Origin of the sequence: Mordavella massiliensis, from assembly GCF_016901695.1 — a bacterium.
Taxonomy (GTDB): Bacteria; Bacillota; Clostridia; order Lachnospirales; family Lachnospiraceae; genus Claveliimonas; species Claveliimonas massiliensis_A.
In genome coordinates, this window is sequence record NZ_JACJKS010000001.1 from 190,755 (window position 1) to 212,464 (window position 21,710).

Here is a 21,710-nt window from a genome sequence, read left to right on the forward strand (position 1 = left end):
TATGGTCACACCTGGATCACATGGTGGCCTGCAGCCTTGAGAAGCCGGTTCATGACCGCATGTCCGATCCCGCCCTCGTCAAAGGCTTCGCTGTATATATACTCCGTACCGTCCGCGTCAAACTCCCGCAGGACCGCGTACAGATTGGCCGCCACAGTGCTCTCGTCCTCCCTTGTGCCGATGCACTTCACGTTGCCGTGGTCATAGCGTCCCACCGTCTCCTCCGTGGCGATGATCCCGGTGCGGTGTCCCCGGGCTTCCTGTTCTGCAGCCAGGCTCCGGATCCGGGCGGTCACCCGCTCCAGGGGGCCCTCCACCACGACCATCTCCGCCCTGGGGGCGTAGTGCCTGTACTTCATCCCCGGCGCTTTGGGCGGCGTCTTGCTGTCCGCCGTCAGGATCGTGTGGTCCACGGCCACTTCCCCGACCGCCTCCTCCAGCATCTCCTTTGTCACCGCGCCCGGCCGCAGGATCATGGGCGGCTCCACCGTCATGTCCACGATGGTGGACTCCACGCCGATCTCCACCGGGCCGCAGTCCAGGATCATATCGATCTTCCCGTCCAGGTCCTCGCGCACATGCTGCGCTGTGGTGGGGCTCGGCCGGCCGGACGTATTGGCGCTGGGGCCGGACACGTAGCCGCCGGCCGCCCGGATGAGCGCCAGCGCGGCCGGGTTGTCCGGCATCCGCACGGCGACCGTGTCAAGTCCTCCCGTCGTCCCGTCCGGCACGATCCCGCTCTTGTCAAAGATCATCGTCAGGGGGCCGGGCCAGAATGTCCGGGCCAGGATGAGCGCCTTATCCGGCACCTGCCTCGCAATGGCGCGCAGATCCTCAAGCTGCGCAATGTGTACGATCAGCGGATTGTCCGAGGGGCGCCCCTTTGCCGCGTAGGTCTTCCGGGCCGCCTCCTCATCCAGGGCGTTGGCCCCAAGCCCGTACACCGTCTCCGTGGGAAATGCGACCAGGCCGCCCCGCTTCAGGATCTCCCCGGCCGCACGGATCGCATCCATATTTATATTTGTCCTGTCAATTTTTTCTACTCTCGTTTTCATGAGTCCTATTATAGCATCAATCCCTCTATTTTACCACCCAGCTTTCGATGCCCTTCGCGATGGATGCGGCCATCTTCTCCTGGTACGCCTCATCCGCGAGGAGCTCCGCCTCCTCAGGGCAGCTCAGAAAGCCGCACTCTACTATAATGGCCGGCACCTCTGTCTTTTTCAGCAGATAGTACGTGTCGTTGGCCTTGACAGGGCGGGCGTGCTCCGGATCCGCCTCCAAAAGCTCCCCTCGCATGATCTCTGCCGCCTGCCGGCTCTGCTCAGAGTGGGTGTAATAAAAGACCTGCGGCCCCCTCACCGCGCTGTCCGTATAACTGTTCTGATGGATGCTGACAGCGATGGCCGGCCGCAGGTCGTTGATCATCTTCACCCGCTCCCGCATATCCGCCGCCTTCCGGTTCTGCGCGTCCGCATCCCCCAGCATCGCGTCCTCCTCCCGGGTCATCACCACCTCTATGCCATGGTCTTTCAGCACCTCCCTTGTCCGGAGGGCCACGGCCAGGTTGATGTCCTTTTCCTCCTCCCCGTTCACCCCGATCTTGCCCGGATCGCGCCCGCCGTGACCAGGGTCCAGGACCACCAGGCTCCTGGAAACATGTTCCTGCTGTACGCTGACATACGTGCGGACCTTATCCCCCGCGCACAGAAGGGCTGCCAGCACCGCAAGCGCAAGCAGGAATTCCAGCATCTTCTTCACAAAAAAGCACCCCCTGCCGGCCTTATACAGGCGATAGATTTCACATCTATACGCAGTATATGGCTGACAGGCGGCGCTTATGCATGCCTTCTCAGACCGTATCGTCTGTCTTTAATTTACGTACTGCACGATCAGCTCCCAGATGTCGGACGTCTCCTGCCCGAGCCGCCATGCCGCCGTCCCGGCCAGCCCGTACTCCTTCATGAGCTTCAGCCTCGGCTCCAGCGACTGGGCATCTTCCAGCCAGACCTCATAGGTGACGCCGTTCGCCTCCCATGTGGCATAGTTCTGCTGCGTCGTCTCGTCCCAGGTGATCTGGGCGCCGGCCTGCTCCGCCACGGACCTGGCTTCCGCCATGCCGTAGGCAGTGCTCGTCACGTTCATGGTGTACTCCGCCGCGTCTGTGCCCTGGGCCGCCGCGATCTCCTCCTCCGTCTTGGGCGTCTCCTCCCAGACTCTCGTGAAGAACGGCACGCCGTTGATCACTTTCTCAGCCGGCACGTCCGCCAGGGTATTCTCGATCCCGGCTTTCACGAAGTCGTAGGAAGCCACGGACCCGGCCACCGGCGATCCGCCGTAGTGCTCATCGTAGCCCATGATGACGACATAGTCTGCCACAACGCCCTGCTCTTCCCGGTGGTACTGCCGGTTGTAATTCTGGGGTACATAGTTGTCCACCGAGAGCACGATGTTGTTCTTCCTGCACTGAACGGAGAGCTCCCGTATAAACTGGATGTAGTGCTCCCCGCATTCCTCGGAGATCATCTCAAAGTCCACGTTGATGCCGTCCACGCCGGTCTGGAACACCGCCGACATGAGCTGGTTGATCAGGTTCGTCCGGCTCGTGGTGCTGGACAGCAGCGCCAGGGACTCCTCCTGGGAGCTGATGCCCCCGTCAAAATCCCGGATCGCCGCCCATACCTCGATGTTGGACTGATGCGCATAGTTCACATACTCCGCGCTGGCGATCGAAGTCAGATTGCCGGCTGTGTCCGCCACGTGGAACCAGGTGGGCGATATGGTAGTCAGCCCCTTGGTGCTGGCGATCATCTCCAGGACACTGCTGTTGGCGTCGGAGTTGGTCACATTATGCCAGGCCATGTTGATAGTGTAGTCTTTGGTGATATTCGTGTACTGCTGCTCCTCGAAGCCGCGATCATATGTGGTCTTCTCCTCATCCCGGAGCCGGTTCTTCTTCAGATATCCGATGTAGCCGTCCTGGGTCCGCACTTTCTTCCAGTCACCCTCATCCTCGATGAGCGCCACCGTATCCCCCTTGGAGACCTCTGTCAGGACCGGGCTCTTCACGCCGGCCTGGTAGCGGACGGAGGTGTCGCGTTTTACCTCTGCCGTCATCTCCTCGGTCTCGGTCACCACCACGGCCCTGTCCGGATCCGTGAAGACCTCATAAGACATATCCGTGTACTGTGCGATAAAGTCGAGCGCGATGTACGCTGTACTTCCTTCTGTCCTTAAAATGACGTAGTCTGTGCCTGTCTTCTGGTTCGCCAGCGTGTACTCGCTGGCCCCCACATCCACGCGCACCGTGTCCGTGGGGAGCGTGTAGAGAAGGATATTCTCCGCCGGATCCCAGTAGAACCTGGAATTGATGTAATCCCGGACCGTAGAGTACTCCACGTAGGCCCTTCCGTCCGAAATCACAGCCGTCGGTTCCAGCACCTCATTATTCACGACAACAGCGACCTGTCCTTCGCTTTCTATTCCATAATATGCATTCCGGTCAGCCGGTTCATCCGAGGGTCCGTATCGTCTCCACAGGAAGAACGCTGCAATGGCCGCCACGATCAGTATAATGAGAAATCCTGTCTTCAGGATAAGATTCCGCTTCCTTCTGCGCCGCGCCTGTCTGCGCCCCTGTGCGGGCCGCCTTCTCCTGCGCTGCTGAGCCGCGCGCCGCTGATCGGTACGCCGCTGATCCGCGCGCTTCTGGTCCGTGCGTCTCTGGTCCATGTCTTACCTCCGTATATCCTGCCGGCATGATCCGGCTTGTGATGTCAGCATCATATATGCACTATTATACCAACATTTACGGCACACGTCATTATCTATTTCGACATTTTCAAGACTTTTGCGAGGGGTGTCCGCGCCTTACGGCTTTTTTATGTCTTTTATCTGTCCTTTTTTACATGGTCAAAGTACAGCGCTTTCACGTCTCCTTTCTCGTTCAGTACATAGTCCCGCATATAGCCGGGCTCCTCCCGGATCATATGCGCTCTCACGATCTGTGTCGGGCTTGCCGGCTTCCCCTCCAGTTCCATACATACTCCCTGTTTCTCATAGCTGTCCAGCTCCCTGAACAGGTCCTGATACTCCTTTGTGTCCTCCGGCATAGCTGCCTCCTTTTTCTGCGCGGGCGCAACTTTGCGCAGCCGCCGCATAAAATGGATCATAACTAGATCAACGTTGCTGCAAAGCCTATCTCCCCTTTCGGAAGTGCGTGATATATTAGGATAGGCCCTGCTACAGAAACCGTATTCCTGTGGTGCTGCAAACTCCTCCTTTGGTTCATATTGGCAATCTGACGTTTTTTGGAAATTAACATTGGATAAATACTCTGATCTTACATTGGAAATCCTGATGAACGGATCGGATCTCCCGGTCCATTCTAAGAATTTGTGAAGTGGGAATACTAATTCCTGTGCAACTATTATACACGGTCCGTTATGTTGACGCAAGCTTTTTTTATTTTTATTTTATTGAATGCCCCTGCCCCCTTATGCTATACTGTGAAAAAGGAAGTGATAATATGAAGATTGAGAAGATCAGCGACAACCAGATCCGCTGCACCCTCACACGCGCAGATCTGGCCGCCAGGCAGCTCCAGCTCAGCGAGCTCGCCTATGGAACCGAGAAAGCAAGATCACTTTTCCATGATATGATGCAGCAGGCAGCCTTTGAATTTGGCTTTGAGGCGGATGACCTCCCCCTCATGATCGAAGCGGTTCCCGCTTCCGCCGACTCCATTGTGCTGATCATTACGAAAGTCGAGGATCCGGAGGAACTGGATACGAGATTTTCTAAATTCGCCCCCTCCCCGGGCGGCGACTGGGAGTCCGTAAGGGAGAGCGCCCTCGAGAAACTGGAAGGCGCGGAAGAGCTCCTGAACCTCATCGGCAAAGTAAAGGAAAGCGTTGCGGCGCTGCCGAAGGAGGCGACTGCGGACACAGATACAGAAGAAAAGGAGAAAGCGCCGGCGATCCGGTTCTTCTCTTTTGAGACCATGGATCAGGTGATCGGGGCAGCCAGGCTGCTGCGGTCCATCTACACCGGTTCCAATACATTATATAAAGATGAGAAAGCGGAGCTCTACATTCTCGTTCTCACACAGTCCGATATGAAGACCCGCGACTTTAACAGGATCTGCAACATGCTCTCCGAGTACGGCTCCCTGGAGCGGGCCTCCAGCGCATCGCTGGCATTCCTGGAGGAGCACTGCGAGACGCTTCTGTCCGGCAATGCCGTGCAGCAGCTTGCAGAGATTTAAGAGAATGAAATGTAAGAAAAAAAAGGCTGCCTGTGTTGCATCACACAGGCAGTCTTTTTTTATTCGTTCGCCTTCAGAAATGCGTTGATCTTCTCTACAAGCAAATCTGCGTCGATACCGTGCACCATGGCGGCCTCCTCCAGGGATTCGCCCTGGGATGCCGGGCAGCCCAGACAGTGCATGCCGATCTCCATGAGGATCGGGGCAACGTTCATATTGATGTTCAGCAGTTCGCCGATTGTCGTTTCCTTTGTGATCATGGTCTGTTACGCCTCCTTTGTCTTTCAGTATTCCCTATTATATCCGCTTTCCCGCATTGTGTAAACATTTAAAATCAAATTCATGTAAAATTCTGGTTATTTATTTGTCAAGGTTCCGCCCTCTTTTTTTCGACAAAACGCGAATTTTATTATTTCTTCACAAAACATGTGTTCTTTCGTTTACCATAAGTAATCCACCAAAATCGGGGTTTTCCATGTGGATAATGTGGATAAGTTTGGGAAAACTTTAATTTTTCCACCTTTTTCATGGTTTCTTTGGTGGATAACTTGGATAACTCCTGTCCCTATCTTTTTACATGGTTTTACATTTTTGTGTATATTGTACAGGAATTCGATTTTTCTCTTAAGACATAAAATATTTATCTGTTTGCGCGCAAAAAAATAGACCGGCCAGGATATAATATCTCCCTGACCGGCAATGTTCTTTTCTGTCAGATCACCCGCCGCACTGTCTTGATCGGCATACAGGTGGCCGGTATCACGCCAATCCCCTTGGAGGCGTTGATAGCGTTGACGATCTGTCCGTCTCCCATGTAGATGCCCACATGGCCCTCATAGAGGATCAGATCGCCCGGCGCTGCCTGGTCGTAGCTGACAGCCGTGCCGGCGTACTCCTGATCCCACGTGGTCCGGGGCAGGCTGATCCCGAAGTGGGCGTATACGGACTGCACGAACCCGGAGCAGTCCGCCCCGTTCGTCAGGCTTGTCCCGCCCCAGACGTAGGGGTTGCCGATAAACTGGCAGGCATACTCCACGATGGCCTGTCCGGTCCCCGTCTGCGGGGCGGCCGCCGCCTGCTGTTCACCTGCGCCGCCCGCCTGCTGCGCTGCTTCCCTGGCCGCCTCAGCCTGTTGCGCCGCCTCCCTGGCGAGACGCTCTTCCTCCTCCTGTCTGGAAACCGCATAGGTAAATGCGCTCTCCCCGTCCGGACTTCCGGAGGCCTGTATGAGCTCCTGGGCTTTTTGCTGCGCGTCTTTTCCTATTATAATGTAATCCGTGTACACATAGCCGGTGACCGACCCGCTCTCGATCTTCGTCCACTCGCCCACAGGACCCTTGATCTTCGCGGCGTCGTCCCGGTACAGCTTGCCGACCCAGTCGCTCTGTGTCGTCGGTTCACTTCGCACGAACAGAAACGTATCCGCTCCCACATCCGTGAACGCCATATCTGAATACTCACCCATAGTCCCGGATACCAGACTGCTGTCCGCCTCTGTCACAAGACCGGACGCAAGACAGTCGTCCAGCACCGCCTCGATCCCGACTCCCGGCAGGGACATCTGCGAAGCTTCCTCAGACGCCTCCGCCTTCTCCCCGGAGAAGGAGATCATTCCAGTCAAAGTAACGATGAACAATCCTCTTTTAAGAGAAGAATTCATAAACATCCTCCTATTGCTTTGTTTATGTTTCCTTATCTTTTGTAAATATTACAGAATTGTTACAAATGTTACAATATGATCGTACCACTGTAATTTCCGCTTGTCAACAGTATTATCACTTTTTTCGCTCTGCATTTTCTTATGTTTTTCGGAAGGGGACCGGTTTTTAACGTCGATAATTGTTACAATTTGTTACATTTCAGTTTCCACATTGACTTTTCCGCCCCGTCTGCTATAATCAAATTACAGTAATTATTATCATTATTATTAACGAAAGGAGGCTGACACATGGCGACTCTGAAATACAGCCGACAGCGGGAGGCCATCAAGGAATTCCTTGCAGGCACGAAGGAGCACCCCACCGCTGACACCGTCTACATGCATGTGCGCGAAGAATTCCCGCGCATCAGCCTGGGAACTGTGTACCGCAACCTGAATCTTCTGGCGGACATAGGAGAGATCGCAAAGATCACCACCCCGGACGGCGGCGACCGTTTCGACGCTGCGACAAAGCCGCACTATCATGTAATATGTACCTCCTGCGGCAGGGTGATCGATCTGGAAATGAAACCAATGGATTCCATTGACAAACAGGCGCAAACGTGCTTTGATGGAAGTATAGACCACCACACGGCGCTGTTCTACGGAACATGCAGGGATTGTTTAAAAAAGAATGCAAAATAGGTATTGACATTTCCCGAAAAAGAGTGTAAATTAATATCAGTAACAATTACTGATATTAAAATATAAGAATAAGAAAGGAAGTAGAAACCCATGAAAAAATTTGTTTGTACAGTATGCGGCTATGTTTATGAAGGAGAGGCAGCTCCGGCTGAGTGCCCGGTCTGTCATGCACCTGCTGAGAAGTTCAAAGAGCAGACAGGCGGCAGAGAGTGGGCTGCTGAGCACGTGGTAGGCGTTGCCCAGGGCGTGAGCGAGGACATCCTGGCAGACCTGCGGGCCAACTTCGAGGGAGAGTGCTCCGAGGTCGGCATGTACCTGGCCATGGCAAGAGTGGCTCACAGAGAGGGATATCCGGAGATCGGCCTGTACTGGGAGAAGGCAGCTTACGAGGAGGCAGAGCATGCAGCGAAGTTTGCCGAGCTCCTCGGCGAGGTTGTCACAGACAGCACAAAGAAGAACCTTGAGATGCGCGTAGATGCTGAGAACGGCGCTACAGCAGGTAAGTTCGATCTTGCAAAGCGCGCAAAGGCCGCGAACCTTGACGCGATCCACGACACCGTCCACGAGATGGCAAGAGATGAGGCCCGTCACGGCAAAGCCTTCGAGGGTCTTCTCAAGAGATACTTTGGCTAAGATCTGATCAGAGAGGAGACTGAGACATGGCAAACAAATATGCAGGCACCAAGACAGAGAAAAACCTGATGGAAGCATTTTCCGGCGAGTCCCAGGCCCGGAACAAATATACCTACTACGCAAGCGCGGCGAGAAAGGCCGGCTTCGTACAGATGGCGAACATTTTTGAGGAGACGGCGAACCAGGAGAAGGAGCACGCCAAGATGTGGTTCAAGGAGTTCCACGGCATCGGCAGCGTAGACGAGAACTTACAGGATGCGGCTGCGGGCGAGAACTTCGAGTGGACCGACATGTACAAGCGCATGGCTGAGGAGGCCCGCGAGGAGGGCTTCGAGGAGCTGGCCGCCAAGTTTGAGGGCGTAGCCCAGGTGGAGGCTGCTCACGAGGCGCGCTACAAGAGACTGCTGGAGCACTACCTGGCAGGCGAGACCTTCAAAGGCGAGGCTCCCCTTGGATGGAAGTGCGGCAACTGCGGTTTCATCTACTACGGCGAGGAAGCGCCCGAGGTGTGCCCGGTGTGCGCGCATCCGAGAGCTTACTTTGAGAGAAAGGCCGAGAACTACTAAGATACACGGCTTTCAGGCAAATGAAGAAATGAAAAGAAGCGGCGGCATCTTTCGGGTGCCCCGCTTTTTTGTTCTGTTTGTTAACTATTGTGCTATACTTGGTTGACAATCAGGTTCATGCATGCTATCCTCAAAAAAGAGTTTTACGAAGAAAGGAGCTGTTCCCCTATGCGCGAACCTGTAACTGCTGCCGGTCCAGGCAGAAAAGGCAGGATCTACACCCTGTCCGCAACCGCCCTGATGACTGCTGTGACCTGCATCCTGGCCCCCCTCTCCCTTCCCATCGGGCCGGTGCCTGTCACCCTCACCAACCTGGTCATCTACCTGTCCCTCTATCTGCTCGGGTGGAGGTGCGCGGCGGTCAGCTGCGCTGTGTACATCCTCCTCGGCCTGGCCGGGCTGCCTGTCTTCTCCGGCTTCTCCGGCGGATTCGGGAAGCTGGCCGGCCCCACCGGCGGCTACATCATCGGCTTCCTCCCCATGGCAGTGGCGGCCGGGCTGATCATCAGCCATACAAAAAAGCGGATCCTCCACTTCCTCGCCATGGCTGCAGGCACTGCCCTCTGCTACGCTCTCGGCACCGCCTGGTTCTGCGTGGTCATGGACGCATCCCCCGCCGCGGCGCTGGCTGCCTGCGTTCTCCCCTTCATTCCGGGAGACATCCTGAAGATGCTGCTCGCGCTGCTCGCAGGGCCGGCTGTAAGAAAACGGATCCGCTTTCTGTAATCTGATTCTGTTTTATTTTATGCCATTGGCCTGGCATGCCCCGACGGGCGGATCAGAAGCCCGCTCCGAAGGAGGATGGGCCGCACTGCGTTGTACAGCACAGACACGAGAACGGTGGACACGACCGCATTCACAAACGTGGTGGCTGTGCTCCACTTGGCCAGCACCTCCGCCATCTGCTGGGGCTGACCGAGGATGTACATCTTGTAAAAGTATCCCACCACCGGATCCGCGATCACGTTGAACCCGAGTCCTGCGATGGAGGCGATGGTGCTCCACTTCGCCACATAACCCTTGTCCGTGCTCTCGCTGATCTTTGCGATCCGGTGGGCCACCAGGCCCGTGATCAGGCCGATGCACAGCTTCAGGATGAACGTCTTGGGCGCCCCTGTAATGTAGATGGGGTCCATGATATCCGCGATGCCCATCCCGATCGCGCCCGCCAGGCCGCCGTACCAGCCTCCCAGCAGCAGGGCGCCCAGCACGCAGAATGCATTGCCGATGTGAAGGGAGGTAGCGTCTCCTCCCGGCATGGGGATCTTTATCTGAAGATAGGTAAATGACACATAGCACAGGGCTGCCAGGATGGCTGTCTGCGCAAGTTTCATGATCGTCTGATTTCTCTGTTCCATACGATGACTTCCTTTCCTTTTGTGTACCCTTATGATACCACCAGACTGGATCTGTATAAACAGCCAGTTATTTTATTTTTAACCAGTCCAGTTTATTTGTTTTGAAATACAAAAGAATTTTTGTTGCTTTTTTTGAAATGCCGGTTATAATATAGATATAAGACAACGTAGTTTTAATTACTACATGTAAAAGATTTTAGTTCTAGGAGGTATTGTTATGACACAGATGATCAAAACACACATCAAAGATCCTGGAAGCGCGATCACACACTTCATCGGCATGCTGATGGCTGTCTTTGCAGCAGTGCCCCTTCTTATCAAGGCCATGCATGAACCCGGCCGCATTTACGTGATATCCATAGCCGTGTACGCCCTGAGCCTGATCCTGCTCTACGCAGCGAGCACGACCTACCATACGTTTGACCGCTCCAGAAAGGTCAATACGATCCTGAAGAAGATCGACCACATGATGATCTTTGTCCTGATCGCGGGGAGCTACACGCCGATCTGTCTCCTCGTGCTCCGGAACCGGACGGGCATCATCCTTCTCGCCATCGTGTGGGGGATCGCCATCCTGGGCATCGTCCTGAAGGCCTTCTGGGTGTACTGCCCGAAGTGGGTCTCCTCGGTTCTGTACATCGGCATGGGATGGACCTGCGTGCTCGCTTTCACCCAGATCCTGAACGCCCTCTCGCCGGCGGCTTTCGGCTGGCTCCTGGCAGGCGGCATCATCTACACCATCGGCGGCGTCATCTACGCGCTGAAGCTTCCCATCTTCAACGGGAAACACAAGTATTTCGGAAGTCACGAAATCTTCCATCTGTTTGTGATGGCCGGGAGTGCCTGCCACTTTGTGGTGATGTACGCATTCGTCCTGTAAAGATCTGACAGATCCGGAAGTGCCTTTTGGCACTTCCGGTGATTTTATCCGCGGCTTCCTTCCCCCCGGATCAGCGCCTCCTTCTCTTTCCTGGTCAACTGCTTGACTTCGTACTCCCGACGCATGGCCTCCTCTTTTGTCGGAAACGCCTCGTGCCAGACAAGCTCCACCGGGCGTCGGCTCTTCGTGTACCTGGCCCCTTTTCCCTCGTTGTGGGACCTGACCCGCTTCTCAAGGTCGTTTGTCCAGCCGGTGTAGAGGCTCCCGTCACTGCAGGCCACCATATATGTATAATTCTGTTTCTCCTGGTTATCCACCGCTTTCACCCTGTTTCACGTTTTTACAGATTTCGCTCTGCCCTGTCAGTATACCACGTTTTTCGCCTTTTCTAAAGGGAAAGGCCGGCGCGCTTTCGCACCGGCCTTCCGGGTATGCTCCTCTTCCCCGTCCTAATCTGCCATATAGTCCACCGGATCCACCGGCTGTCCGTCTTTGCGCATCTCGAAATATACGTTGCACCCCTCTACGCTGTAGTACTTTGTGGGCTGCGCCACATAGCCGATCACCGTTTTGGCCTCCACCCGGTCTCCCGTGTTCACAGTCACATCTTTCAACTGCCCGTAGAAAAGTTCGTAGCCGCCCCCGATGTCAATGTTGACCGTAGTCCCCGTCTGGGCGCTCTCGTCAATGGACTTGACAACGCCCGGGGCGGAGCTGATGACCTGATCCCCCTCCGCTCCGGAGATGATAAGCGCCGGGTTGTACTTATACTGGTCCAGGGTGGAGAAATAGACAGTCTTGTCCATGCTGTAATTCATGAGCACATTGCCGTCCACCGGCCAGAGCAGGATGCTGTCCTGCCCGAACTGCAAAGCCCCGGCGCTCCCGGCTGTCTGGGCCGCGTTCCCGCCGGTCTGCGCCCCGCTTTCTGCATCTGTCCCGGCGTCCGTCCCCGCGGATGTACCGCCCGCATCCTGGGACGCGGCGCCTTCCGCATCCTTGGGATCAGCGGCCTGGCCATCCCGGGCCTGTCCGTCCCCGGCTTCCCCGTCCGGATCTTCCCTGGTATTGATCACCAGGCTGCTGCCCGCCTCTTCCTGGCCGGCCTGCTCCTTCTCCTTAGCCTCCTCTTCCTGTGCCTGCTGCCTGCGCTGCAGCTCCCGGCTGCTCTGGATCGTATATGTTCCCACCATGACCGCTGCGGCCACGAAGCACACGGCGAGCGTGATCCCTGCCCCTCTCCTTGGTTTTGAGGGTTTCTGTCTCTTATTCATATTCATCACCTCTGACTGTATTTTTGCCAGAAGCGTGCGGCATTATTCTGCCGCGCCGGAATTTGTGACGATTTGTGCCACCTCCCGGATCTGCGTTCCCTCAAAAAAATACTGCAGGATCTGCGCTGCGTCTTTCCCCTCCTTCGCCATCTCGTTTGCCGTGTACTGGGAAAGCCCGAGTCCGTGCCCCACGCCCCTTGTCGTAACCCGCAGTTTTCCCTCGTATTTCTGCAGGATAAAGCAGCTTGAAGCAAGCCCGTAGGTTTGGCGGAACGCCTCCCCGTTTACCGTCTCCTGCCCCACCCGCACCTGGGTGACGTAGCCGGCTGTATCGGATGCGGTGACCTCCGCGTCCATGTCGTCCAGGACGACGGTCTGGAGCTGCTCCTCCGACTCGATATCAAGCGGGCAGTCCCGGATCTTCAGATACGGAAAATCCTCACTTCCCAGCACTTCCTTCCCGTCCCTGGTGCTCCCGTTTGTCAGCCTCGTAAACGGCGTATTCGCAGGGCTGTCCCCGTACACGATGACTTGTCCCTCCGTGTCTTCCCAGGCCGCCTCCATCTTTCTGCGATAGCGCCCGTACCGGCCGCCCCACTCCCGCCGCATTTCCTCCTCCGTCCAGTATTCATCCTCCAGGGTCACCTGGCTTCCTCCCTCCCCCATGGCCCTGCAGACGGAGGTGCGCACGAGGACCGCCTGGCATTGCAGGGCTTCCTCTTCATAGTCGGCCGGGATCTCCCGGGCCATCCGCCCGATGCAGTAGTCGGAGAGGGGAAGCGTTGCCTCTTCCTCCCCCTTTACCGCTTTGACCGTGAGAGCGTCCGCGGCCGGGGCGCCCGTCTCCACAAGGGGCCCGCTCAGGAACACCGTCACAATATAGGGGAGCAGTACGATGATGATGATGTAGCATCCGGCTTTTTTCAGTCTGCTGCGCATAAAAAACCCTCCCATACAGAAGTGTATGAGAGGGCTCTTTTATTTATTCTTCGTCCGTGTCCGTCTTCACTTCCACCCGGATCTTATCCAGATGCCAGATGTCGTCCACGTACTCCTGGATGGTGCGGTCAGATGTGAACTTGCCGCAGCACGCCGTGTTGAGGAGGGCTTTCCTTGCCCAGCCCTCGGTATCCTTGTAGGCTTCCTCCACTTTCTTCTGGGCCTCCGCGTAGGAGCGGAAATCCTTGAGGATAAAGTACATATCCGCCCGGTTGCCACCCTGGTTGGTGAGCAGGGAGTTGTACAGGTCGCGGTACATCTCCGTGTCGCCGTGGGAGTAGGTGCCGTCCACAAGCTGGTCCACCACCTTGCGGATGTCCTGGTCGTTGTGGTAGATATCCTGGGGGTGGTAGCCGCCGTAGTTCTCGTAGTTGATGACCTCCTCAGAACTCAGTCCGAAGATGAAGGCGTTCTCCACGCCTACCTCCTCCACGATCTCCACGTTGGCGCCGTCCATGGTTCCCAGCGTGGGCGCGCCGTTGAGCATGAATTTCATGTTGCCGGTTCCGGACGCCTCCTTGGAGGCTGTGGAGATCTGCTCGCTGACATCCGCCGCCGCGAAGATGATCTCCGCGTTGGACACCCGGTAGTCCTCGATGAAGACAACCTTCAGCTTGCCGTTGATGCTGCGGTCGTTGTTGACCACGTCCGCCACGGAGTTGATGAGCTTGATGATCTCTTTTGCCCGGATGTAGCCGGCGGACGCCTTGGCGCCGAAGATGAATGTCCTCGGATAGAAGGACATCTCCGGGTGCTCCTTGATCTGGTTGTACAGGTACATCACGTGGAGGATGTTGAGGAGCTGCCTCTTGTATTCGTGGAGGCGCTTCACCTGCACGTCAAAGATGGAGCGGGGATCCACTTCAATGCCGTTGTGCTTCAGGATGTAGGCCGCCAGGCGCTCCTTGTTCCTGTATTTGATATCTGTGAACTCGGCCAGCGCTTTGGAGTCGTCCGCGTATTTTTTCAGGCCGGACATGAGGGACAGGTCTGTGATCCAGTCCTTGCTTCCCAGCTTCTTTGTCACCCAGTCCGCCAGGAGCGGGTTGCCGTGCATGAGGAAGCGGCGCTGTGTGATGCCGTTCGTCTTGTTGTTGAACTTCTGGGGCATCATCTCATAGAAATCCTTCAGCTCCTGGTGCTTGAGGATCTCTGTGTGGAGCCGGGCCACGCCGTTTACGGAGAAGCCGGCCACGATGGCCAGATGGGCCATGCGCACCTGCCCGTTGTAGAGGATGGCCATCTTCTTCACCTTCTCCTCGTTGCCCGGGTACATCTCGCGCACCTGGATGAGGAAGCGGCGGTCGATCTCCTGGATGATCTGGTACACTCTGGGGAGCAGCTTGGAGAACAGGTCAATGGGCCATTTCTCCAGCGCCTCCGCCATGATGGTGTGGTTCGTGTAGGCGCAGCAGTGTGTGGTGATCTCCCACGCCTCGTTCCATCCCAGTCCCTCCTCGTCCAGAAGGATGCGCATCAGCTCTGCCACAGCCACGGTGGGGTGGGTGTCGTTCATCTGGAAGATGACCTTCTCGGGCAGCTTGTGGATGTCGTCGTGGGTTCTCTTGTATTTTGCCACGGCGGCCTGGATGCTGGCTGACACGAAGAAGTACTGCTGCTTCAGGCGCAGCTCTTTTCCTGCGTAGTGGTTGTCGTTGGGGTAGAGCACCTCCACGATGGTCTTTGCCAGGTTCTCCTGCTCCACGGCCTTGTGGTAGTCGCCCCGGTCAAAGGACTCCAGCTGGAAGTCCGTGATGGCCTGGGCGTCCCAGATGCGCAGGGTGTTCACGTGGTGGTTGCCGTAGCCGACGATCGGCATGTCGTAGGGGATGGCCAGGACAGACTCGTAGTTCTCCTGGACGAATTTCGTGCGGTTCGTGGCGTCGTCGTACTCCACCCGGATGTTGCCGCCGAAGCGCACTTCCTTGGCGTACTCCTCCCGGCGCAGCTCAAAGGGATTGCCCTCTTTGAGCCAGTTGTCCGGCATCTCCACCTGGTAGCCGTTCTCGATCTTCTGCTTGAACATGCCGTAGCGGTAGCGGATGCCGCAGCCGTAAGCCGCGTAGCCCAGCGTCGCCAGGGAGTCCAGGAAGCAGGCCGCCAGACGGCCAAGGCCACCGTTTCCGAGAGCCGGATCCGGCTCCTCGTCCTCGATGGCATTGAGGTCAATGCCCATCTCCTCCAGGGCCTCCTTCACCTCCGTGTAGGCGGTCATGTTGATCAGGTTGTTGCCAAGGGCGCGTCCCATCAGGAACTCCATGGACATATAGTAAACGGTCTTCGGGTCGTCTTTTTTAAACTGGTTCTGGGTGGCGATCCAGTCGTCGATGATCGCCTCTTTCACCGCGTAGGACACAGCCTGGAACAGCTGCTGCGGCGTCGCCTCATCCACGGTCTTGCGGTAGAGGGTCTTCACATTGTGTTCTACTTCCTTCTTAAACGCTTTTTTCTCAAATCTTGGATTATACATGTCTCCATTCCTTTCTCAGATCCTTATCGTTCCACACCGATCGTCACAGCCTCGCCGTTGATCTTCCACTCCTTCACATAGCCTGCGGGAGCGGCTTTCTCCACGGATACGGCGAGGGTCTCGCTTCCGATCTCCTGTGCGTGCGCAGCGAAGACGCCCTCGGCTTTTCCGCTGCCGTCGTAGGTGATGCGGATCTTGTCGGTCACTTCAAAATCAGCCTCTTTTCTCATGGTCTGTACTTTGCTGATGATCTCGCGGACAAATCCTTCCTCCAGAAGCTCCGGCGTCAGGTTTGTGTCCAGCACGACAGTGATGCCGCCGTTGTCCTCAGACACATAGCCCTCCATCTGGGCTGTGTCGATCAGCAGGTCCTCCTTGAACAGGGTGATCTCCTGCCCGTTTACATCCAGCTTCAGGGCGCCTGTGGCGTTCACCTCGTCCATGGCTGCGTTTCCGTCCACGCTGTCCAGGGCCGTCTTGATGCCACCTAACATTTTACCATATTTTGGCCCCACTGTCTTTAACTGTGGTTTAAATGTATATGAAGTAAAGGCGCGTACATCGTCGGTAAAGTTTACAGTTTTCACATTCAGCTCGTCGCGGATGATCTCCTGGTAGAGATCCGGGAGCTGCTGCGCGCTCTTCACAAACATCTGGCCGATGGGCTGGCGGTTCTTGATGTTGGCCGTGTTCCTGCAGGCCCGGCCCATGACGACGATCTTCAGCACCAGATCCATGTTCTTCTCCAGCTCCTCATCGATCCGGGACTCGTCCGCCACGGGGAAGTCGCACAGGTGGATGCTCTCCGGCGCAGATGCGTCGATGCTGCGCACCAGGTTCTGGTAGATCTCCTCCGTCATGAAGGGCACCATGGGCGCCGCCGCCTTGCACAGGGTCACGAGGGCTGTGTACAGGGTCATGTAGGCGTTCACTTTATCCTGGGGCATGCCCTTGGCCCAGAAGCGCTCGCGGCTTCTCCTCACGTACCAGTTGCTCATGTCGTCCACAAACTCCTGGAGGGCTCTGGCCGCCTCGGGAATGCGGTAATTGCCGAGGTCCTCATCCACGGTCTTCACGAGTGTGTTCATCTTGGAGAGGAGCCATCTGTCCATGACGGGCAGCTTCTCATAGTCCAGTGTATATTTTGTGGCGTCGAACCCGTCAATATTCGCGTACAGCACAAAGAAAGCGTAGGTGTTCCACAGGGTGCCCATGAACTTGCGCTGTCCCTCCACGACGGCTTTGCCGTGGAAGCGGTTGGGCAGCCAGGGCGCGCTGTTCACGTAGAAGTACCAGCGGATGGCGTCCGCGCCGTATGTTTCCAGGGCCTCAAAGGGATCCACCGCGTTGCCCTTGGACTTGCTCATCTTCTGGCCGTTCTCATCCTGCACATGGCCGAGGACGATGACGTTCTTGTAGGGCGCCTTGTTGAAGATCAGCGTGGAGATGGCAAGCAGGGAGTAGAACCAGCCTCTCGTCTGGTCCACAGCCTCGGAGATAAAGTCCGCCGGGAACTGCTGCTCGAACAGGTCTTTGTTTTCAAAGGGATAGTGGTGCTGCGCAAAGGGCATGGAACCGGAGTCGAACCAGCAGTCAATGACCTCCGGCACCCGGTGCATCTGTCTGCCGCACTTCGGGCACCTGATCGTCACCTCGTCGATGTAGGGGCGGTGCAGCTCGATGTCGTCCGGGCAGTTATCGGACATTTCTTTCAGCTCCGCGATGCTGCCGATGGAGTGCTGGTGTCCGCACTCGCACTCCCAGATGTTGAGGGGTGTGCCCCAGTAGCGGTTCCGGCTGATGCCCCAGTCCTGGACATTCTCCAGCCAGTCGCCGAAGCGGCCCTTGCCGATGCTCTCCGGGATCCAGTTGATGGTGTTGTTGTTGGCGATCAGATCGTCTTTTACCGCCGTCATGTTGATGAACCAGGACTCGCGGGCATAGTAGATGAGCGGCGTGTCGCATCTCCAGCAGTGGGGATAGCTGTGCTCGAACTTCGGCGCGTCGAAGAGGAGGCCTCTCGCCTCCAGGTCTTTTAACACCTCCGGGTCCGCCTTTTTCACAAACAGGCCGGCAAAGGGCGTCGTCTCGCCCATATTTCCCTTCTCATCCACAAGCTGCACGAAGGGCATGCCGTACTTGCGGCCTACCTTGGCGTCGTCCTCACCGAAGGCGGGGGCGATGTGTACCACGCCGGTACCGTCTGTCAGGGTGACGTAGGTGTCGCAGGTGATGAAGAACGCCTTCTTGTTCTGCTTCGCGGCGCAGTCGTAGGCGCACTGGTACAGGGGCTCATACTCCTTGTACTCCAGGTCTTTTCCCTTGTAGGTCTCCAGCACTTCGTAGGCCGGCGCATCCTCTGTGGCCAGTTTGCCCAGGACCGTGTCCAGAAGGGCCACTGCCATGTAGTACACGTAGCCGTCCGCGGCCTTCACCTTCGCGTAGTCCTCCTCCGGGTTCACGCACAGGCCGATGTTGGAGGGCAGCGTCCAGGGTGTGGTCGTCCAGGCCAGGAAGTAGGCGTCCTCGTCCTTCAGTTTGAAACGGACGATGGCGGAGCGCTCCTTCACGTCCTTGTAGCCCTGTGCCACCTCCTGGGCGGACAGGGGCGTGCCGCAGCGGGGGCAGTAGGGCACGATCTTGAAACCCTTATAGAGAAGACCCTTGTCCCAGATCTTCTTGAGCGCCCACCACTCGGACTCGATGAAGTCATTGTCGTAGGTCACGTAGGGGTGCTCCATGTCGGCCCAGAAGCCGACCGTGCCGGAGAAGTCCTCCCACATGCCCTTGTATTTCCAGACACTCTCCTTACATTTGTTGATGAAGGGCTCCAGGCCGTACTCCTCGATCTGGTCCTTGCCGTCCAGGCCCAGCGCCTTCTCCACTTCCAGTTCCACCGGCAGGCCGTGGGTGTCCCAGCCGGCCTTCCTGGGCACCATATAGCCCTTCATGGTCCGGTATCTGGGGATCATGTCCTTGATGACGCGGGTCAGCACGTGCCCGATGTGGGGCTTGCCGTTGGCCGTCGGGGGCCCGTCGTAGAAGGTGTAGGTCTCGCCCTCTTTGCGGTTCTCCATACTCTTCTCAAAGATGTGGTTGTCGTCCCAGAACTTCTCGACTTCCTTCTCGCGGCCGACGAAATTCAGGTCTGTAGAAACTTTCTTGTACATGGCTTCCTCCTTGTGAAAATGTTAACAGGTCACGTAACACTTTTCAAAAGTGTTACGTCCGGAATTACACCAACTCCTGCGCTATTGTGCATATTGTGCGGAACAATTTCCGACAATACGAAAAAAATCTCCATCCATCAGGATGAAGACTCTGTTCCCTTCATTTATAAACCACCCAACATACGATCATATGCCTTCCGGTAACGGCGGACTCCGGCAGCTCCTACTCAGTATCTTTTCGGAGACTGCGACTCAGAAGTGATCTTCAGGCATATGCTACTCGTACCGGGCTTGCACCTTCCCCGGCTCGCTTTGACTTTCCTCCATGCCCTACTGTCTTCGTCATGGTCTTTCTCTTATGGTTTGATAAGTCTATTTCTTTTTTGCACGCTAAAAATTATAATAGGAAACCCCTGGCAAGTCAAGGGTTTCCCGCTATTTTCTGTGTTGTATTTTCTGTGCCGGCCGCTAGTTTCTGCGGCTGCTGTGATGCTCCCTGTGGTGGGCATGATGTTCTCCGTCTCTGTGATGGGGATGATGCCCGTGGTGATGGTGATGCCTGCGCCTTCTGCGCCGCTGCAGCCTGCACCAGACTGTAGCCAGGGCAAGGAGAAGGATGACCGCAGCGATCGCGATCAAAAGCGGCCTGCTGACCGCCGCCGTATCCTCCCCGTCCGCATCCTCCTCTTCCGGCGCCTCCGCTTCCCGGAAAGAAGCGTTCTTGCGAACCTGTACTTCTGTCACACCGACAGGATTATCTTCATAAAGATACGTCAGTATCGCCGTGTCCGTTCCTCCCGAAACATGCGCAAGGCTCTGGTCAAGATCGGAAAACGCTGTCCCTTCCGGCAGCGTTACGGACGCGCCTTCCGGGATCTTTGCAATTTCATCGCTGCCCGTTTCCTCAACCGGCACGCGGCTGAAGTTAGTGAACGCATAGTCGAAAAGGGCCTTTGTATCTGAATAGACATGCCCGGGAAAAATCTTCAAGGTGACGCATACAAGCTTCATATTCCCATTATCTGCCAGCGTTACCAGCGTATTGTTCGCCTCTGTCGTATACCCGGTCTTGCCTCCTACCGCGTATTCATAGTAATCCGTATACCCCTGCACTAGCATCTCATGCTTCTGCTGAAAAACATGCTCCTCTGTAGTCGCAGATGCGGGGATCGTATACTGCGCCGTCTGGCAGATCGTAAAAAATTCCGGATAGCTGAAAAGCTCAGCCGCGATCAGGGCCATATCCCTGGCGCAGGTATAGTGCTCCTCATCATGGACGCCATTGGTATTGATGAAATGCGAATTTGTCCCGCCCAGTTCCTTCACCTTCCGGTTCATCTCATCGATAAACCACTGGTAATCCTGCCCCTGCTTCTTTGCAACAGTCTCTCCGACCGCATAAGCCACTTCATTGGAGGAGGCCAGCAGCATGGCGTACAGAGCCTGTTCCATGGAGATGACGTTCCCCTCCTTCATGCCGATGGACGCATAGCCGTTGCCAAGACATGCCAGGCTGTCCGCCGTGATCACCACCTCATCCGTCATCTCGGAATACTGAAAAGCCAGAAGGGCCGTCAGCAATTTAGTAATACTTGCGGGAAACTCCCTCTGATCCATATTTTTCCCATAGAGAACAGCACCGGTCTCCGCATCCATCACAATGCCTGCCTCGCCGTTAATACCGGGACCCTGCGGCCAGCCTTTCAGCTTGTTCGTCTGGACTTCCTGCTTATACGTATCATCCATCAGCTTCTGATACGCCTTCTCGGCCTTCTCCTCTTCTGTCAGCTCCCTGCCTTCCTCTGCCGCGGCGGTTTCTGGCGGTTCCGAGGCACGGACGGCATAAGAGCACGGGGTTATAAGCATGGTCATTGACATAACCGCAGCGCATACTATCTGCAATCCTCGTTTCATTTTCAACAAACTCCTCTGGAAATCTGTCTTCTATTATAAACAATTTTATCTATATCTACAATAAATAAACCATGCCTTTTTATTTTATGCACCCAGCTTATACAAAGCGATGCACACGGAAAAGACGGCCACTGCCTTCTTCAGGACTTCCGGCTTCAGGAAGGACGTGTTCCGGCTGCCGGCCCAGACGCCGGCGCCGTGGCTTGCCATGGACACCGCCAGCAGGACCGCCATGGACTTTGGATCGCACTGCAGGGAGTAGCCGATGCAGGAGGGGATGGCGATAAAGATGGAGTTAAAGAGGGCCACACCCACCGCTGTCTTCACCGGCACGCCCAGCACCACCAGGAGGGGCATGACAAGGATCGGCCCGCCGGCCCCCGACAGGGCGCACACAGCCCCTGTCGCAAGTCCGAACAGAAGGCATATAAAGATATTTATATCTTTCTTTTGATTATTATTTCTTTCTTTATCTTTTCTTGCCAGGATGGAAATGCCGGAGAGCAGCACCACCAGGTAGAGGATCCGCTTCACGATCCCCTCCTGGAGCAGCAGGTTGAGCCACACCCCGGCCGCCGCGCCCGCAAGGCTCCCGGCGCTGATCCAAAGCCCCAGCTTAAGATCCAGGTTCTTTGCCCGGTAGTAGTTCCAGGACCCGAGCACGCCGGATATAAGGAAGGCAAAGAAGCTGAGCGCCATCCCCTGGGCGGCCGGCATGCCCAGAAACCCGGTGTACAGCATAGGCAGGAGAAAACCGGCAATGCCGGTCAGCCCGATCATGCCTCCGATGAGCAGATTTGCAAGAATAACAATCAAACATTCGACCATTACGGCTG

The 21,710-nt window shown here is 56.3% G+C and carries 20 protein-coding genes; 6 read left to right on the forward strand and 14 right to left on the reverse strand.

Going from position 1 to position 21,710, the window contains the following annotated elements; all coding sequences use genetic code 11:
* Positions 1–5: 5 nt before the first annotated feature.
* The 4 genes from H6A20_RS00990 to H6A20_RS01005 form a co-directional block, all read right to left on the reverse strand.
* Positions 6–1,055: an L-threonylcarbamoyladenylate synthase gene (locus tag H6A20_RS00990; protein ID WP_204905281.1), complete on the reverse strand. Its 1,050-nt coding sequence runs from the start codon at positions 1,053–1,055 to the stop codon at positions 6–8.
* 25 nt (positions 1,056–1,080) lie between these two features.
* Positions 1,081–1,752 (reverse strand): N-acetylmuramoyl-L-alanine amidase family protein, encoded by a 672-nt coding sequence (locus H6A20_RS00995; RefSeq protein WP_204905359.1) that lies wholly within the window; start codon positions 1,750–1,752, stop codon positions 1,081–1,083.
* 120 nt (positions 1,753–1,872) lie between these two features.
* Complete coding sequence (locus H6A20_RS01000; RefSeq protein ID WP_204905282.1) at positions 1,873–3,732, reverse strand: glycosyl hydrolase family 18 protein; 1,860 nt, start codon at positions 3,730–3,732, stop codon at positions 1,873–1,875.
* A gap of 158 nt (positions 3,733–3,890) precedes the next feature.
* The gene (locus H6A20_RS01005; protein WP_243426078.1) at positions 3,891–4,172 is read right to left on the reverse strand and encodes a hypothetical protein; all 282 of its coding nucleotides are present in this window, start codon (positions 4,170–4,172) and stop codon (positions 3,891–3,893) included.
* A 356-nt stretch (positions 4,173–4,528) separates the two neighbouring features.
* Here H6A20_RS01005 and H6A20_RS01010 point away from each other — a divergent pair, with 356 nt between their 5' ends.
* Complete coding sequence (locus H6A20_RS01010) at positions 4,529–5,266, forward strand: adaptor protein MecA (protein ID WP_204905283.1); 738 nt, start codon at positions 4,529–4,531, stop codon at positions 5,264–5,266.
* A gap of 59 nt (positions 5,267–5,325) precedes the next feature.
* On the opposite strand, the gene H6A20_RS01015 is transcribed toward H6A20_RS01010, so the two are convergent.
* Positions 5,326–5,526, reverse strand: coding sequence for a DUF1858 domain-containing protein (locus H6A20_RS01015; RefSeq protein ID WP_204905284.1), 201 nt, complete (start codon positions 5,524–5,526; stop codon positions 5,326–5,328).
* A 452-nt stretch (positions 5,527–5,978) separates the two neighbouring features.
* On the reverse strand, positions 5,979–6,926 hold the full coding sequence (locus tag H6A20_RS01020) for a C40 family peptidase (protein ID WP_204905285.1): 948 nt from the start codon (positions 6,924–6,926) through the stop codon (positions 5,979–5,981).
* A gap of 288 nt (positions 6,927–7,214) precedes the next feature.
* Here H6A20_RS01020 and H6A20_RS01025 point away from each other — a divergent pair, with 288 nt between their 5' ends.
* From H6A20_RS01025 to H6A20_RS01040, 4 genes are all read left to right on the forward strand, one after another.
* A complete protein-coding gene (locus H6A20_RS01025; RefSeq protein WP_204905286.1) occupies positions 7,215–7,610 on the forward strand; it encodes a Fur family transcriptional regulator in 396 nt (131 codons plus the stop codon).
* Between the two features lie 90 nt (positions 7,611–7,700).
* Positions 7,701–8,243, forward strand: a complete 543-nt coding sequence (locus H6A20_RS01030; protein WP_204905287.1) for an NADH peroxidase — start codon at positions 7,701–7,703, stop codon at positions 8,241–8,243.
* Positions 8,244–8,269: 26 nt separating this feature from the next.
* Positions 8,270–8,809: a rubrerythrin gene (rbr, locus tag H6A20_RS01035; protein WP_204905288.1), complete on the forward strand. Its 540-nt coding sequence runs from the start codon at positions 8,270–8,272 to the stop codon at positions 8,807–8,809.
* 168 nt (positions 8,810–8,977) lie between these two features.
* Positions 8,978–9,535 carry a biotin transporter BioY gene (locus H6A20_RS01040; RefSeq protein WP_204905289.1) on the forward strand — a complete coding sequence of 186 codons (558 nt, stop codon included), beginning with the start codon at positions 8,978–8,980 and terminating at the stop codon, positions 9,533–9,535.
* Between the two features lie 17 nt (positions 9,536–9,552).
* Here the strand turns inward: H6A20_RS01040 and H6A20_RS01045 are convergent, their stop codons facing one another.
* On the reverse strand, positions 9,553–10,167 hold the full coding sequence (locus H6A20_RS01045; protein ID WP_204905290.1) for an ECF transporter S component: 615 nt from the start codon (positions 10,165–10,167) through the stop codon (positions 9,553–9,555).
* Between the two features lie 217 nt (positions 10,168–10,384).
* On the opposite strand from H6A20_RS01045, the gene trhA reads away from it, so the two are divergent.
* The gene (gene trhA, locus H6A20_RS01050; RefSeq protein ID WP_204905291.1) at positions 10,385–11,047 is read left to right on the forward strand and encodes a PAQR family membrane homeostasis protein TrhA; all 663 of its coding nucleotides are present in this window, start codon (positions 10,385–10,387) and stop codon (positions 11,045–11,047) included.
* Positions 11,048–11,091: 44 nt separating this feature from the next.
* Here trhA and H6A20_RS01055 read toward each other — a convergent pair whose 3' ends face one another.
* The 7 genes from H6A20_RS01055 to H6A20_RS01085 form a co-directional block, all read right to left on the reverse strand.
* On the reverse strand, positions 11,092–11,331 hold the full coding sequence (locus tag H6A20_RS01055; protein ID WP_204905361.1) for a GIY-YIG nuclease family protein: 240 nt from the start codon (positions 11,329–11,331) through the stop codon (positions 11,092–11,094).
* A 165-nt stretch (positions 11,332–11,496) separates the two neighbouring features.
* On the reverse strand, positions 11,497–12,321 hold the full coding sequence (locus H6A20_RS01060) for a M23 family metallopeptidase (protein WP_204905292.1): 825 nt from the start codon (positions 12,319–12,321) through the stop codon (positions 11,497–11,499).
* A gap of 42 nt (positions 12,322–12,363) precedes the next feature.
* Positions 12,364–13,260, reverse strand: coding sequence for a SpoIID/LytB domain-containing protein (locus H6A20_RS01065; RefSeq protein WP_243426079.1), 897 nt, complete (start codon positions 13,258–13,260; stop codon positions 12,364–12,366).
* 43 nt (positions 13,261–13,303) lie between these two features.
* Positions 13,304–15,790, reverse strand: coding sequence for a glycogen/starch/alpha-glucan phosphorylase (locus tag H6A20_RS01070; RefSeq protein WP_204905294.1), 2,487 nt, complete (start codon positions 15,788–15,790; stop codon positions 13,304–13,306).
* Between the two features lie 23 nt (positions 15,791–15,813).
* Positions 15,814–18,960, reverse strand: a complete 3,147-nt coding sequence (gene ileS / locus H6A20_RS01075) for an isoleucine--tRNA ligase (RefSeq protein ID WP_204905295.1) — start codon at positions 18,958–18,960, stop codon at positions 15,814–15,816.
* Between the two features lie 468 nt (positions 18,961–19,428).
* Positions 19,429–20,838, reverse strand: coding sequence for a D-alanyl-D-alanine carboxypeptidase family protein (locus H6A20_RS01080; protein ID WP_204905296.1), 1,410 nt, complete (start codon positions 20,836–20,838; stop codon positions 19,429–19,431).
* 120 nt (positions 20,839–20,958) lie between these two features.
* Positions 20,959–21,690 carry a sulfite exporter TauE/SafE family protein gene (locus tag H6A20_RS01085; protein WP_338106530.1) on the reverse strand — a complete coding sequence of 244 codons (732 nt, stop codon included), beginning with the start codon at positions 21,688–21,690 and terminating at the stop codon, positions 20,959–20,961.
* Between the last annotated feature and the right edge of the window lie 20 nt (positions 21,691–21,710).

What these genes read in the sequence shown, in the direction of transcription:
- H6A20_RS01025 (WP_204905286.1), top strand. Translation starts at nt 7,215, where the DNA reads ATGGCGACTCTGAAATACAGCCGACAGCGGGAGGCCATCAAGGAATTC.
- H6A20_RS01020 (WP_204905285.1), bottom strand. Translation starts at nt 6,926, where the DNA reads ATGAATTCTTCTCTTAAAAGAGGATTGTTCATCGTTACTTTGACTGGA.
- H6A20_RS01060 (WP_204905292.1), bottom strand. Translation starts at nt 12,321, where the DNA reads ATGAATAAGAGACAGAAACCCTCAAAACCAAGGAGAGGGGCAGGGATC.
- H6A20_RS01080 (WP_204905296.1), bottom strand. Translation starts at nt 20,838, where the DNA reads ATGTCAATGACCATGCTTATAACCCCGTGCTCTTATGCCGTCCGTGCC.
- H6A20_RS01010 (WP_204905283.1), top strand. Translation starts at nt 4,529, where the DNA reads ATGAAGATTGAGAAGATCAGCGACAACCAGATCCGCTGCACCCTCACA.
- H6A20_RS00995 (WP_204905359.1), bottom strand. Translation starts at nt 1,752, where the DNA reads ATGCTGGAATTCCTGCTTGCGCTTGCGGTGCTGGCAGCCCTTCTGTGC.
- H6A20_RS01045 (WP_204905290.1), bottom strand. Translation starts at nt 10,167, where the DNA reads ATGGAACAGAGAAATCAGACGATCATGAAACTTGCGCAGACAGCCATC.
- H6A20_RS01005 (WP_243426078.1), bottom strand. Translation starts at nt 4,172, where the DNA reads ATGATCCATTTTATGCGGCGGCTGCGCAAAGTTGCGCCCGCGCAGAAA.
- H6A20_RS00990 (WP_204905281.1), bottom strand. Translation starts at nt 1,055, where the DNA reads ATGAAAACGAGAGTAGAAAAAATTGACAGGACAAATATAAATATGGAT.
- trhA (WP_204905291.1), top strand. Translation starts at nt 10,385, where the DNA reads ATGACACAGATGATCAAAACACACATCAAAGATCCTGGAAGCGCGATC.
- H6A20_RS01055 (WP_204905361.1), bottom strand. Translation starts at nt 11,331, where the DNA reads ATGGTGGCCTGCAGTGACGGGAGCCTCTACACCGGCTGGACAAACGAC.
- H6A20_RS01030 (WP_204905287.1), top strand. Translation starts at nt 7,701, where the DNA reads ATGAAAAAATTTGTTTGTACAGTATGCGGCTATGTTTATGAAGGAGAG.
- ileS (WP_204905295.1), bottom strand. Translation starts at nt 18,960, where the DNA reads ATGTACAAGAAAGTTTCTACAGACCTGAATTTCGTCGGCCGCGAGAAG.
- H6A20_RS01070 (WP_204905294.1), bottom strand. Translation starts at nt 15,790, where the DNA reads ATGTATAATCCAAGATTTGAGAAAAAAGCGTTTAAGAAGGAAGTAGAA.
- H6A20_RS01040 (WP_204905289.1), top strand. Translation starts at nt 8,978, where the DNA reads ATGCGCGAACCTGTAACTGCTGCCGGTCCAGGCAGAAAAGGCAGGATC.
- rbr (WP_204905288.1), top strand. Translation starts at nt 8,270, where the DNA reads ATGGCAAACAAATATGCAGGCACCAAGACAGAGAAAAACCTGATGGAA.
- H6A20_RS01000 (WP_204905282.1), bottom strand. Translation starts at nt 3,732, where the DNA reads ATGGACCAGAGACGCACGGACCAGAAGCGCGCGGATCAGCGGCGTACC.
- H6A20_RS01065 (WP_243426079.1), bottom strand. Translation starts at nt 13,260, where the DNA reads ATGCGCAGCAGACTGAAAAAAGCCGGATGCTACATCATCATCATCGTA.
- H6A20_RS01015 (WP_204905284.1), bottom strand. Translation starts at nt 5,526, where the DNA reads ATGATCACAAAGGAAACGACAATCGGCGAACTGCTGAACATCAATATG.